The following is a 12,622-nucleotide window of genomic DNA, read 5'->3' as shown; positions in this document are numbered from 1 at the left end:
ATCCTTCTCAAGCCCGCTTCGCTTCGCGCACGAGGCGCTCGATGAGGGGGGTGAGGATCAGCTGCATGGCCAGATCCTGACGGTTGCCGGGAATGACGATCGAGTTGGCGCGGCTCATCCACGAGCCGTTGATCATCGAGGTGAGATAAGGGAAATCGATCCCGCGCGGGTTCTTGAAGCGGATCACCACGAGGCTCTCATCCGCGGTCGGAATCCAGCGCGCGATGAACGGGTTCGAAGTGTCGACGACCGGCACGCGCTGGAAATTGATATCCGTCTCGGTGAATTGCGGCGTGATGCAATGCACATAGGCGTGCATGCGGCGCAGGATCACGTCGGTGACGGCTTCGGTCGAATAGCCGCGGGAGGCCCGGTCGCGATGGATCTTCTGGATCCATTCGAGGTTGATCACTGGCACCACGCCGATCTTCAGATCGGCAAGCGCCGAGAGGTTCACCTCGTCATTGACCACGCAGCCGTGCAGACCTTCGTAGAAAAGCAGATCGGACTCGTCGGCGAAATCGCTCCAGTCGGTGAAATGACCGGGAGGCGTGCCCCATTTCTCGGCCTCGGCATCGTCATGGACGTAATGGCGGGTCTTGCCCTTGCCGGTCTCGCCATATTCACGAAAGACGCGCTCCAACTCTTTGAGTTCATTGGCTTCGTAGGAGAAGTGGGAGAAGCCCTGATCGCCGGCGTCATAGCGCTTCTGCAGCTCTTCCTTCATGTCGGCGCGGTTGTAGCGGTGGAAGGCGTCTCCCTCGATCGAGACCGCCGAAATTCCCTCGCGGCGGAAGATCTGGTCGAAGGTCGATTTCACCGTCGAGGTACCTGCACCGGAGGAACCGACGACGGAAATGATGGGGTGTTTCTTGGACATGTATCAGCTCCGGAAGAGGCCGCGGGTATTGAAGAGCGCGTGGGCTTCATCCTGCGGCAAGTCGTGATAGGCGGCGACGCGGGCGACCTTGCTGGCCGAGCCGAATACGAAGGGCGTGCGGGCATGCAGCCGGTCGGGCGTCGCGGACATGATGGGATCGGCGCCGTCGGTGGCCTCGCCGCCGAGCTGCTCGATCAGCATCGCGATTGGCGCGCATTCGTAGACGTGCCGCAGGCGTCCGCGCTGGTAGCCTTCGCGGTCGTCACCGGGATAGAGGAACACGCCGCCGCGCGAGATGATGCGGTGGGTCTCGGCCACCAGCGACGCGATCCAGCGCATGTTGAAGTTGCGCCCGCGCGGGCCTTCGGCGCCGGCGACGAGATCGTCGATGAAGGCGCGGATCGGCTGCGGCCAGTGGCGGTAGTTCGAGGCGTTGATCGCGTATTCCGAGGTCTCGGAGGGCAGGGGCTTCGGATCGGCCACGCGGCGCCAGATGTCGCTTCCGGGCTCGAGAACCCATTGCTGCACACCCTTCCCGAAGGTCACGACCAGGGCGGTCTGCGGTCCGAAGATAATGTAGCCGCCCGCGATCTGCTCGTTCGCCGGACGCAGGAAGCTGGCCTCCGTGTCGTCGGCTGCCTCGAAGATCGAGAAGATCGTGCCGATCGAGACATTCACGTCGATATTGGAAGACCCGTCGAGCGGATCGATGGCGAGCGCGAGCGTGCCGGTCCCGAAATCGACCACCTCGTCCTGCTCTTCCGAGGCGTAATGGCGCACCGCACCACCGCGCAGCGCGGCCATGAAGGCCTCGTCCGCGATCACGTCGAGCGCTTTCTGCCCGTCGCCACCGGCATTGGTGCCAGCCGCTTCCGCCAGATTTCCGTCCAGCCCGTTGCGCGCAATCATGCGGGCAAGCTGGGCGCCGACGCTGGTCAAGCGGGTCATGGTGTCGGCAAGATCGGCAGAAATACCGAGGCCGTCGAAACTCACGGACATCTTCTCCTCCTCCAAAGACGATGTTCTTGTGAGCCAGACCATTGCCCGGATCTGTTTTTTATGAAATTTAAATAAAGGGAATGTGCGTTAAGGAAATTTGAAACCCAATGCGGATGAATGCTGTGACGCTGAAGCAATTACGCGCGCTCGATGCGGTGGCTCGCGGCGGTTCGCTGACGGCTGCCGGAGAGAGCCTGAACCTCACAACCCCAGCAATTCATACGCAAATCAGGGGACTGGAGGACGCGATCGGGATGAAGCTGATCCAGCGTGCCGCTGATGGCGCCGGATCCGAGCTGACCGAAGCAGGCAAAGCGCTGCGCGAGAGCGCGCTGCGGATCGAGGACAACTTGTCGCAGGCCGAAGCGACGCTGAGCGCCATCGCACGGGGGCAGGTGGGTCGGATCACGCTCGGCGTCGTCTCCACCGGCAAGTATTTCGCGCCGCGGCTGGTGAAGATGCTGCAAGACGCACATCCCGAGATCGAGGTCGCACTGCGCGTGGGCAACCGTTCGGCCATTATCGAGGGGATCGAGCGCGGCAGTTTCGACATCGCCGTGATGGGCCGACCGCCGCGCCATCCGCCCGTTGTGGCCGAACCGATCGGCCAGCATCCGCATGCGCTGGTCGCGCCGCCGGGCCATCCGCTGATCGCCAAGGCCGACGATCTGGAGCAGCTTTTCGGCGAGACCTTCATCTCGCGCGAGGAAGGATCGGGGACGCGGATCCTGATGTCGCGCTGGCTCGACCGGGTCGGCGACGGGCGGCTCTATGACACGCTGGAGATGGACAGCAACGAGACGATCAAGCAGGCGGTGATGGCGGGTCTCGGCATCGCGTTTCTTAGCCTGCACACGGTGACGGACGAACTGGAGACCGGACGCCTGGCGCTGATCCCGGCGCCTGGTTTGCCGCTGATGCGTCATTGGTTCCTCGTGCGCCGCGAGAGCGAACGCCCGCGCGAACTGGCGCTGCGCGTCTGGGATGAGATCGTCGAGATGAACGGCGCCTTCCTTCCGCATCCGATCCCGGATTGACGCCGGGGCCGCGCGGAGTACCTTTGCGCGGCAACAGGGAGGATATCATGGCCTATGCGATGGCAATCGCGCGCCCCGGCGGGCGCGACCAATTCCACAAGATCGAAATAGAGGTTCCCAAGCCCGGACCCGGTGAAATCACCTTAAGACATACCGCTATCGGTCTGAATTTCATTGATGTTTACTTCCGTACCGGCCTCTATCCGTGGCCCGTCGAGAGCGATCTGATCACCGGCGGTGAAGCGGCGGGCGTCATCGAGGCGGTCGGCAACGGCGTCGATCTGCAGGTCGGACAGCGCGTGGCCTATACGCAGCCCAACGGCGCTTATGCGAGCCACCGGGTGATCGCGGCGAAAAACGTGGTGCCGATCCCGGACGATATTTCCGACGAAGTCGCGGCAGCGGTGATGCTTAAAGGTCTGACCGTGCATTACCTGATTCATCACTCGTATCCTGTAAAGTCCGGTGACACCGTGCTTTTCCACGCGGCGGCTGGTGGCGTCGGCTCGATCGCGGGTCAATGGCTCAAGGCCAAGGGCGTACGCGCGATCGGTACGGCTGGCGGGCCTGAGAAATGCGCGCGTGCTCTTGAGCACGGATATGACGCGGTGATCGATTACCGGACTGAGGATTTCGGCGCAGAGGTCAAACGGCTCACCGACGGCGCAGGCGTCGCGGCGGTCTATGACTCGGTGGGCGCCGACACGGTGATGACGTCGCTCGATGTGCTCAAGCGCTTCGGCACGCTGGTGTGCTTCGGACAAAGCTCGGGACCGGCGGATCAGTTCAAGATCGGCGATCTTGCGCGTAACTCGCTGTTCCTGACGCGGCCGACCTTGTTCCAACACACGGATCAACCGGGGTGGTTGCGCAACTCCGCCGCAGAACTCTTTGAGATGATTGGAAAAGGCGACATCAAGATCGACGTGCCACAGACATTTTCTCTGGAGGATGTTGCTGCAGCCCATGAGGCGCTGGAGGGCCGGAAAACGGTCGGGAGCACGGTTTTGACCCCATAATGGGCGTCAAATCGCATTCCGAATTTACATAATACCGATTATAGGTATTAATGCAGTATGAAAACGGGGGGCGATTTCAGCCCCCCGACTTTGTTTTGCGGCCGGATTTACCCCCTGACGGGATCAGGTGATGACGTCGGGCCTCTCTCGCCCCGTGCGCTCTCGGATCCCCACCAGCGCCTCTGTCGCCCGGATGATCGGTGCCAGCGCCTCTTGCGGATCATGGTCCAAACCGTCCGGTCCCGGCGCATAGCGCTCGAGATACACGCGCAGCGTCGCGCCCTCGGTGCCCGTGCCTGACAGCCGCAGCACGACGCGCGAGCCGCCTTCGAACAGAATACGGAAACCCTGACCTTCCGCGACCGAGCCATCGACCGGATCAGTATAGGAAAACTCGTCTGAGCTTTCGACCGTAAGCCCTTCGACCTGCGTCCCTTTCAGCTCTCCAAGGCGGCCACGGAGATCGTCCAGCATCGCCTCTGCCTGCTCGGTCGGCAGCGCCTCGTAATCGTGGCGCGAATAGTAGTTGCGGCCATAACGCGCGAAATGATCGGCCATGATCTCGGCCACCGACATCTTCCGCACGGCAAGGATGTTGAGCCACATCAGCACCGCCCAGAGCCCGTCCTTCTCGCGCACATGGTCGGAGCCCGTGCCGAAGCTCTCCTCGCCACAGAGCGACACGCGCCCCGCATCCATCAGGTTGCCGAAGAACTTCCAGCCCGTCGGCGTCTCGTAGCAATCGAGGCCGAGCGCCTCGGCCACCCGATCCGCCGCCGCAGAGGTCGGCATCGAGCGCGCGACGCCCTTCAGCCCGTCCTTGTAGCCCGGCACGAGATGCGCATTTGCGGCCAGCACAGCAAGACTGTCCGACGGCGAGACATAAGTGCCCGCGCCAAGGATCATGTTCCTGTCGCCATCACCATCCGACGCCGCGCCGAAATCCGGGGCGTTTTCGCCCATCATCTCGTCCATCAACTCATGCGCCCAGGTCGGGTTCGGATCGGGATGCATACCGCCGAAATCCGGCAACGGCGTGCCATGGGTCACGGTCCCCGCCGGCGCACCGAGACGGTTCTCGAAGATCTCGACCGCGTAAGGTCCGGTGATGGCGCACATCGAGTCCATCCGCATCCGGAAGCCCGCCTTAAAGACATCGCGCAAAGCGTTGAAATCGAATATCGTTTCCATCAGGTCGGCATAGGCGGTCACGGGGTCGACGACTTCGACGGTCATCTCTCCCAGTTTCGTCTCACCGACGCTGTCCAGATCCGGGTCTGCCGCGTCGAGCAGATGATATTCGGTGATCTCCTGCGTGCGTTTGTGGATCGCCGAGGTGATCGATTCCGGCGCTGGACCGCCATTGGAGCTATTGTATTTGACGCCAAAATCCTCGTCCGGGCCGCCCGGATTGTGGCTGGCCGAGAGGATGATGCCGCCGTTCGCCTGACGCTGCCGGATCAGGTTCGAGGCGGCGGGCGTCGAGAGCCACGCACCCTGCCCCACGATCATCCGCGCGGCCCCATTGGCAGCCGCCATTTTCAGGATCGTACTCGCAGCTTCACGCCCGAAATAGCGCCCGTCTCCGCCAAGAACCAAAGTCTTGCCTCGCACGCCGCCGATCGCGTCGAAGGTCGATTGCACGAAGTTCTCGAGATAGTTCGGCTGCATGAAAACGCGGGTTTTCTTGCGCAGCCCCGAGGTTCCGGGTTTCTGGCCGTCGATGGGCTGGGTCGCGTGGCGGGTCATGATTTCTCCTGCACTGTTGCGCGGGTAAAGACTTGAACGGATTGTGCGGCAAGGCAAGCCTCAGGGGCGCCCAATTGTTCCGCCTCCCGTTCAGGAAACGCGGAATCGATCAAGCAGGTCCAGCGACCGGGAGGTAACCGCACCTGTTGTTTGGGCCCTGCGTTGAGGATCACATAGACCGCTTCGCTCCCGGCCTCGCCTGCCGGCCCCTCGGCGGCGCCACGGATCTCGACACCGATGCAGCGCAGTTCGGGATCGTTCCAATCATGCGGCTCGGGTTCGTGCCCCGAGGCGAGCCGCCAGATCAGATCGCGCATCCCGTCCTGCTTGCGGATCAGCGAATGCAGATAGCGGTTCTGTCGCAAGACGCGGTGATTTTTTCGTATCTCTATCAAGCGTTTGACGAATTTTGTTAAAGTCTCGTCAGGTCCACTCCAGTCGATCCAACCGACCTCGTTATCCTGCGCATAGGCATTGTTGTTGCCGCCCTGAGAATTGCCGATCTCGTCGCCCGCCAGCAGCATCGGAACGCCTTGGCTCATCAGCAGCGTCGCGAGCAACGCGCGTTTGCGCAAAGCCTGCGCCTCAGGGTCCTCGAGCGCCTCAGAGAAGTTCGCATCATGGCCATCGCGGTTTTCCTCGCCATTCGCGAGGTTCTGCTTTTCGCCATAGGAGACGAGGTCTTGCAGCGTAAATCCGTCATGCGCGGTGATGAAATTCACCGATGCCGTCGCGGGCCGTCCCATCTGGTCGAAGATCTCCGCCGAGCCCGCGACGCGTCGCGCCAGATCGCCCGCCATCCCACGATCGCCGCGCCAGAAGCGCCGCGCGTCGTCACGGAAACGGTCGTTCCATTCGGTGAACGGATGCGGGAAGCCACCGAGGTAATAGCCGCCCGGCCCGATATCCCACGGCTCCGCGATCAGCTTCACATTCCGCAGGACGGGATCCTGCTCGATCGCGGTGAGAAATTGCGAATGCGCCTCGACGGCCCCCGACGATCCGCGTGCGAGCGTCGCGGCCAGATCGAAGCGGAAGCCATCGACGCCCATCTCCTCGACCCAATGGCGCAGGCAATCCATCACCAGACGCAGGCAAAGCGGGTTCGACAGGTCCAGCGTATTGCCCGTTCCGGTCTCGTCGATATAGGTGCCGTCTCGTGTCAGGCGGTAATAGCTCGCATTGTCGAGGCCGCGAAGGCTGAGCATCGGCCCGACCGCGTTGCCCTCACCCGTATGGTTGTAGACGACATCAAGGATCACCTCGATCCCGGCGCCATGGAAGCGCCGCACCATGTCGCGGAATTCGCCGCGCGGATCTGGCCCGGAATAGCGCGGCTCGGGCGCGAAATTGGCGATCGGCTGGTAGCCCCAGTAGTTGCTCAACCCCTTCTCGACCAGGAAGCGGTCGTCGAGATAGGCGCAGCTCGGCAGCAGCTCGATCGCGGTGATCCCAAGATCGGCGAGATGCGACAGGATCGGATCAGAGGCGAGCCCTGCCCATGTGCCGCGCAGCGCCACGGGCACGTCCGGATGGGTCATCGTCAGCCCCTTGGGATGGGCCTCGTAGATCACTGTTTCCGACCAGCTGTGGCGCGGGCGATCCCATTTGGGCCGCTCGATATCGGTCACGACCGACTTCGGCACAACGCTCGCACTGTTTCGTCGGTCTGGCCTGGATTTTCCATATTGCATAGGTGCTTGCCAGCTGATCTTCGAGTCGATCTGCCGCGCGTAAGGGTCGATCAGCAGCTTCGCCGGGTTGAAGCGATGTCCAGCTTCGGGGGCCCAGGGCCCATGCACGCGGTAGCCATAGCGTGCGCCCGGATTGAGCCCCGCGACGAGGCCATGCCAGATCGGCCCCGACCGTCCCGGCAAGTCTATGCGTTCTTCCTTCTCGCCGTTGAACAGGCATATCTCCACCCTCTCGGCATGGGCCGAGGCAAGCGCGAAATTCACGCCACCTTCGCAGGGCGTCGCGCCCAGCGGGTCCGGTTTCCCTGGGGTGATCTTCATCGAGCGACAAGGTCGTCATACAGCGCGGCATAGCGCGCGGCTGACCGCTCCCAGCCCCAGTCGGTTTTCATCGCGCGGCGCTGCATCGCGGACCAGCCTTTTCGATCGCCGTAAAGCGCGATCAACTTCATCAGCGCCTGCCGCAGCGCCAGATCGTCGACGGGATGGAATACGATGCCGGTCGATGCGCCCGCGGCTTCTGTCGCGGGCGTTGCGCCCACCACCGTATCGGCCAGACCGCCGACGGCAGAGACCACCGGGATACAGCCATAACGCAGCCCGTAAAGCTGCGTCAGCCCGCAGGGCTCGAACCGCGAGGGCACCAGCACCGCGTCGCCGCCCGCATACATCCGGTGGCTCAGCGCCTCGTCATAGCCGATCTTCACGCCAACCCGACCGGGATGGCGCGCAGCAAGCTCGCGCATCGCATCCTCGGCCCAGCCATCGCCCGATCCAAGCACGGCAAGGCCACCGCCCGCTTCGAGATAGGGCTCGAGCGCCGGGGCGATCAGATCCATCCCCTTCTGCGCTGTCAGGCGCGAAATCAGAATCGCAAGCGGCCCCGGCGCATCCAGTTCAAACTCGGCTTCCAAGGCCTTGCGATTATTAGATTTCCCACCGAGCTTCGTAGCCGAGAAAGACGTCGCCTCCGGATCGGCCTCAGGATTCCAGACCTCCAGATCGATGCCGTTGAGGATACCGTGCAGATCGCCCGCGCGGGCCTGAATGACACCTTCCAAACCCATGCCGAACTCGCCGCGCATCAACTCGTCGGCATAACGCGGGCTGACCGTGGTGATTGCGCTCGCCGCAACCAACCCAGCCTTGAGCGTCGAGATGTCGCCCCAGAACTCCACGCCTTCGCGGGTGAAATCCCACGCCTGCAGCCCGAGGGCTGCCAGCTTGTCGCGGCCGAACCGGCCCTGAAACGCGATGTTGTGGATTGTCATCACGGTCGGGATCCCGGTGCCGCGCAGATACCATGGCACGAGCCCGGTTTGCCAATCGTGGCAATGCACCAGATCGGGCTGCCATTTGCCCGCGCCCTCGCGCGCGATCTCGGCGGCGACGAAACTGAGGGCTGCGAAGCGTTCGGCATTGTCGGGATAGTCGCGCCCGTCTTCGGAATACGGGCCCCCGTCACGGTCAAACAGATGGTCGGCCTGCAGCGCCAGAACCTCCATGCCGCCCGCCTTGCCCAGCACCAGCCGCGCCGGACCGCCATAGAGGCTCTCGCTTTCCCATACTGGTTTCGGCGATTTCAGCTTTTTCAGGATTCCGCGATAGGCCGGGATCATCACCCGCATCTCCCAGCCCTGCCCTTTGAGAGCGGCGGGCAACGCGCCTGCCACATCGGCCAGACCGCCCGTCTTGATCAGTGGAACCGCTTCTGACGCAACCGAGAGCACGCGTTTCATGTCTTCGCTCTTTCCAAATATCCCGGGGTGCGGGGCAGCGCCCCGCTATCCACCCCAGTTAGTCCAATGCCGCCGCGCGTTTGTCGAGCATCGCCTGCGTAATCAGCACGACCCCGCCTTCCGACCGGCGGAACCACTTCTCGTCTTCTTCCGGATCCTCGCCCACGACAAGGCCTGCGGGGATTTGCACGCCGCGGTCGATCACGCATTGGCTGAGCCGCGCATGTCGCCCGATATCGACGTAAGGCAGCACCACCGCCTCCTCGAGGCTTGCGAAACTATGCGCACGCACGCCCGTATGAAGCAGCGAATTGCGCACCTCCGCACCCGAGACGATGCAATCGCCAGAAACCAGCGAGGAGATCGCAGAGCCCCGTCGTCCGTCCTCATCGTGGATAAATTTCGCGGGCGGCACGATCTCGGCATAGGTCCAGATCGGCCATTCGGTGTCATAGAGGTCTAGCTTCGGCGTAAAATCCGTGAGGTCGATATTGGCCTGCCAGAACGCATCGACCGTACCGACGTCGCGCCAGTAAGGCTCGGTCTCCAGTCCCGTCGTGACGCAGCTATCCGAGAACTTATGCGCCATAGCCTTGCCGTGCTTGACGATCTGCGGGATCAGGTCATGACCGAAATCGTGGCTTGAATTCGGATCCTCCATGTCGCGGATCAACAATTCGCGCAGGAATTCCCAGTCGAAGACATAGATTCCCATCGAGGCCAGCGCGTGATCGGGATCGCCGGGCATGCCGGGCGGGTCGGCGGGCTTTTCGAGGAAATCGGTGACCTGGCCGGTCTTGTCGATGGCCATCACGCCAAAGGCGGTCGCTTCCATGCGCGGCACCGTCAGGCAGCCGATGGTGACATCGGCCTTGGTCTCGACATGCTGGCGCAGCATCACCTCGTAATCCATCTTGTAGATATGGTCGCCGGCAAGGATGATGACGTATTTCACGCCGTAATCTTCAACGATATCGATGTTCTGAGCGACCGCATCGGCGGTGCCCGCATACCAGCGGCTATCGGCTACGCGCTGGCTTGCGGGCAGGATGTCGAGATATTCGTTCCGCTCGGCGCGGAAGAAATCCCAGCCGCGCTGGATGTGGCGGATCAGCGAATGCGCCTTGTATTGCGTGGCGATGGCCATCTTGCGGATGCCGGAATTGAGCGCGTTCGACAGAGCGAAATCGATGATCCGGGTCTTGCCGCCGAAATAGACCGCGGGTTTCGCGCGCCTGTCGGTGAGCTCCTTGAGGCGACTCCCGCGGCCGCCCGCCAGCACGAAGGCCATGGCCTGTGCGCTCAGGCGCGTGTTGGGCTGTGGTTTCATAATCCTCCCCCTCCTCTGGGCACCGCTTATGCGGGCGTGAACATCACGACTGACAGCGGCGGCAAATATACCTCCGCGCTATGGGCGCAGCGGCCATGGGCGTGGTCTTCAGCGGCGATCGCGCCGAGATTGCCGCGGTTGCCACCGCCATAGAATTCGGAATCCGTGTTCAAAATCTCGCACCATTCGCCGCTCTGGGGCAGACCGATGCGGTAGCTGCGTTCGACCGGGGTCAGGTTCGCGACGACCACGACCGGATCGGAGCCGGGCGCGCGGCGTTCGAAGATGAAGACCGAGGCCTCGGAATCGTTGGCCGCGATCCACTCGAAACCCTGCGGCTCGCAATCGCCCCAATGCAGCGCGGGCGTGTCGCGGTAGAGCCGGTTGAGGTCACGCACCAGCGCGCGCAGCCCCTCGTGGCGCGGATCGTTCAGAAGATACCAGTCCAGTTCGCGCTCGTGGCTCCATTCCGACCACTGGCCAAATTCCTGCCCCATGAAGAGAAGCTTCTTGCCCGGATGCGCCCATTGGAAGGCGTAGAAGGCCCGAAGGTTGGCGTATTTCTCGGGCTCGCTTCCCGGCATCTTGCCCAGCATCGAGCCTTTGCCGTGCACGACCTCGTCATGGCTGATCGGCAGAATGAAATTCTCGCTGTAAACGTACGAGCTCGCGAAGGTCAGCTCGTTATGGTGAAATTTGCGATATAGCGGATCGCGCGCGAAATAGCGCAGGCTGTCATTCATCCAGCCCATGTTCCACTTGTAGCCGAAACCGAGCCCGCCCTCATGCACGGGCTGCGTGACCCCGGGATAGGCGGTACTTTCCTCGGCCACCGTCATGATGCCTTCCGCGCCGCCGTAAGAGGCCGCGTTCATGTTCTGCAGGAATTCGATCGCCTCGAGATTCTCGCGCCCGCCATATTTGTTGGGCACCCATTCGCCCGCCGACCGTGAGTAATCGCGGTAGAGCATCGAGGCCACCGCATCGACGCGCAGCCCGTCGAGGTGATATTCCTCCAGCCAGAACAATGCGTTGGCAAGCAGGTAGTTGGACACTTCCCGCCGCCCGTAATTGTAGATCAGCGTATTCCAGTCCTGATGGAAGCCCTCTTTCGGGTCGGCATGCTCGTAAAGCGCCGTGCCGTCGAAATGTCTCAACCCGTGATCGTCGGTCGGGAAATGGCCCGGCACCCAGTCGAGGATGACGCCGAGCCCTTTCCGGTGTGCGGCATCGACGAACTCCGCGAATTCTTCGGGGCGGCCGTGGCGGATCGTCGGGGCGTAAAGCCCGATCGGCTGATAGCCCCAGGAGCCGTCGAACGGGTGTTCGGTAATGGGAAGCAACTCGATATGGGTGAAACCCATGTCGCAGACGTAATCGACCAGCTTCTCGGCCAACTCGTGGTACGAGAGCGGCCTGCCCCCATCGTCCCAGATCCGCATCCACGAACCTAGATGTACCTCGTAGACCGAGATCGGCGCGTGACGTTCCTGCGCCTCGGCCCGGGTCTGGCACCATGCGCTGTCACCGAAGCGGTGCAGCCCCAGCTTGCGCACGATCGAGGCCTGCGCAGGCGGATGCTCCGCGCCGAAGCCGACCGGGTCCGCCTTCAGCGGCAGCACCGTGCCCGCGGCGTCGAGCAATTCGTACTTGTAGAGCGCGCCTTCATGGATGCCGGGGACGAAGATCTCCCACACACCGGACGCACCGATCCGGCGCAGCTGGTGGCGCCGCCCGTCCCAGAAATTGAACTCACCCACGACCGAGACCCGGCGCGCATTGGGCGCCCAGACCGCGAAATGGACGCCTTCGACGCCTTGGTGGGTGATCGCATGGGCGCCGAGCTTCTCCCAGAGACGCTTATGCGTCCCCTCCCCGATCAGATACTCGTCGATCGGTCCAAGCACCGGCGCGAAGCTGTAAGGGTCGTCGAAATCCCATGTCGTCTGGTCGCGTCGCGCGCGGAGACAATAGGTTTTCTCGCTCCAATTTCCGGCGAAGACCCCGGGCACCACAGGCTCCAGCGCGACGTCCTTTTTCCCGAGCGCCCAGACCTCGTCCGCCCCGGGCACGAGTGCCACGATTTTCCCGTCATGAAGACCCAGCACGGAAAACGGGTCGGGATGATGCGCTTCGATCAGCGCTTCGGCCTCGTCGCGGGAAAGTGTCATATCG

Annotated in this window: 9 protein-coding genes; 2 read left to right on the top strand and 7 right to left on the bottom strand. The window is 62.8% G+C overall.

The features are described 5' to 3' along the window. Positions 1-7: 7 nt before the first annotated feature. Together B6V73_RS01225 and B6V73_RS01220 are read right to left on the bottom strand one after the other, a co-directional pair. Complete coding sequence (locus tag B6V73_RS01225; RefSeq protein WP_088722779.1) at positions 8-880, bottom strand: phosphoribulokinase; 873 nt, start codon at positions 878-880, stop codon at positions 8-10. A gap of 3 nt (positions 881-883) precedes the next feature. Continuing rightward, positions 884-1,879 (bottom strand): class 1 fructose-bisphosphatase, encoded by a 996-nt coding sequence (locus B6V73_RS01220; RefSeq protein WP_075774808.1) that lies wholly within the window; start codon positions 1,877-1,879, stop codon positions 884-886. Between the two features lie 107 nt (positions 1,880-1,986). Here B6V73_RS01220 and B6V73_RS01215 point away from each other — a divergent pair, with 107 nt between their 5' ends. Both B6V73_RS01215 and B6V73_RS01210 read left to right on the top strand, forming a co-directional pair. After that, entirely contained in the window at positions 1,987-2,916 is a 930-nt protein-coding gene (locus B6V73_RS01215; protein ID WP_088724310.1) for a LysR substrate-binding domain-containing protein, read from the top strand. 47 nt (positions 2,917-2,963) lie between these two features. Further along, positions 2,964-3,935 (top strand): quinone oxidoreductase, encoded by a 972-nt coding sequence (locus tag B6V73_RS01210; RefSeq protein WP_088724309.1) that lies wholly within the window; start codon positions 2,964-2,966, stop codon positions 3,933-3,935. A 123-nt stretch (positions 3,936-4,058) separates the two neighbouring features. Here the strand turns inward: B6V73_RS01210 and B6V73_RS01205 are convergent, their stop codons facing one another. From B6V73_RS01205 to glgB, 5 genes are read right to left on the bottom strand one after another with little or no spacing between them, the layout of a single operon-like run. After that, a complete protein-coding gene (locus B6V73_RS01205) occupies positions 4,059-5,684 on the bottom strand; it encodes an alpha-D-glucose phosphate-specific phosphoglucomutase (RefSeq protein ID WP_088724308.1) in 1,626 nt (541 codons plus the stop codon). Beyond that, positions 5,681-7,699 (bottom strand): glycogen debranching protein GlgX, encoded by a 2,019-nt coding sequence (gene glgX / locus B6V73_RS01200; protein ID WP_088724307.1) that lies wholly within the window; start codon positions 7,697-7,699, stop codon positions 5,681-5,683. Before glgX ends, B6V73_RS01205 begins: the two co-directional genes overlap by 4 nt. Further along, positions 7,696-9,117, bottom strand: coding sequence for a glycogen synthase GlgA (gene glgA, locus B6V73_RS01195; protein WP_088718611.1), 1,422 nt, complete (start codon positions 9,115-9,117; stop codon positions 7,696-7,698). Before glgA ends, glgX begins: the two co-directional genes overlap by 4 nt. Before the next feature lie 58 nt (positions 9,118-9,175). Further along, on the bottom strand, positions 9,176-10,447 hold the full coding sequence (gene glgC / locus B6V73_RS01190; RefSeq protein WP_075774802.1) for a glucose-1-phosphate adenylyltransferase: 1,272 nt from the start codon (positions 10,445-10,447) through the stop codon (positions 9,176-9,178). Between the two features lie 26 nt (positions 10,448-10,473). Further along, complete coding sequence (glgB, locus tag B6V73_RS01185; RefSeq protein ID WP_088724306.1) at positions 10,474-12,618, bottom strand: 1,4-alpha-glucan branching protein GlgB; 2,145 nt, start codon at positions 12,616-12,618, stop codon at positions 10,474-10,476. Between the last annotated feature and the right edge of the window lie 4 nt (positions 12,619-12,622).

It is taken from the genome of Thioclava sp. JM3 (genome assembly GCF_002213185.1).
Classification (GTDB): Bacteria; Pseudomonadota; Alphaproteobacteria; order Rhodobacterales; family Rhodobacteraceae; genus Thioclava; species Thioclava nitratireducens.
The sequence above is the reverse complement of the archived record's forward strand: the minus strand, read 5'-3'. Positions and strand labels throughout refer to the sequence as shown.

Excerpts from the sequence above, each read along its gene's own strand:
- B6V73_RS01225 (WP_088722779.1), bottom strand. The coding sequence starts at position 880 with ATGTCCAAGAAACACCCCATCATTTCCGTCGTCGGTTCCTCCGGTGCA.
- B6V73_RS01220 (WP_075774808.1), bottom strand. The coding sequence starts at position 1,879 with ATGTCCGTGAGTTTCGACGGCCTCGGTATTTCTGCCGATCTTGCCGAC.
- B6V73_RS01215 (WP_088724310.1), top strand. The coding sequence starts at position 1,987 with ATGCGGATGAATGCTGTGACGCTGAAGCAATTACGCGCGCTCGATGCG.
- B6V73_RS01210 (WP_088724309.1), top strand. The coding sequence starts at position 2,964 with ATGGCCTATGCGATGGCAATCGCGCGCCCCGGCGGGCGCGACCAATTC.
- B6V73_RS01205 (WP_088724308.1), bottom strand. The coding sequence starts at position 5,684 with ATGACCCGCCACGCGACCCAGCCCATCGACGGCCAGAAACCCGGAACC.
- glgX (WP_088724307.1), bottom strand. The coding sequence starts at position 7,699 with ATGAAGATCACCCCAGGGAAACCGGACCCGCTGGGCGCGACGCCCTGC.
- glgA (WP_088718611.1), bottom strand. The coding sequence starts at position 9,117 with ATGAAACGCGTGCTCTCGGTTGCGTCAGAAGCGGTTCCACTGATCAAG.
- glgC (WP_075774802.1), bottom strand. The coding sequence starts at position 10,447 with ATGAAACCACAGCCCAACACGCGCCTGAGCGCACAGGCCATGGCCTTC.
- glgB (WP_088724306.1), bottom strand. The coding sequence starts at position 12,618 with ATGACACTTTCCCGCGACGAGGCCGAAGCGCTGATCGAAGCGCATCAT.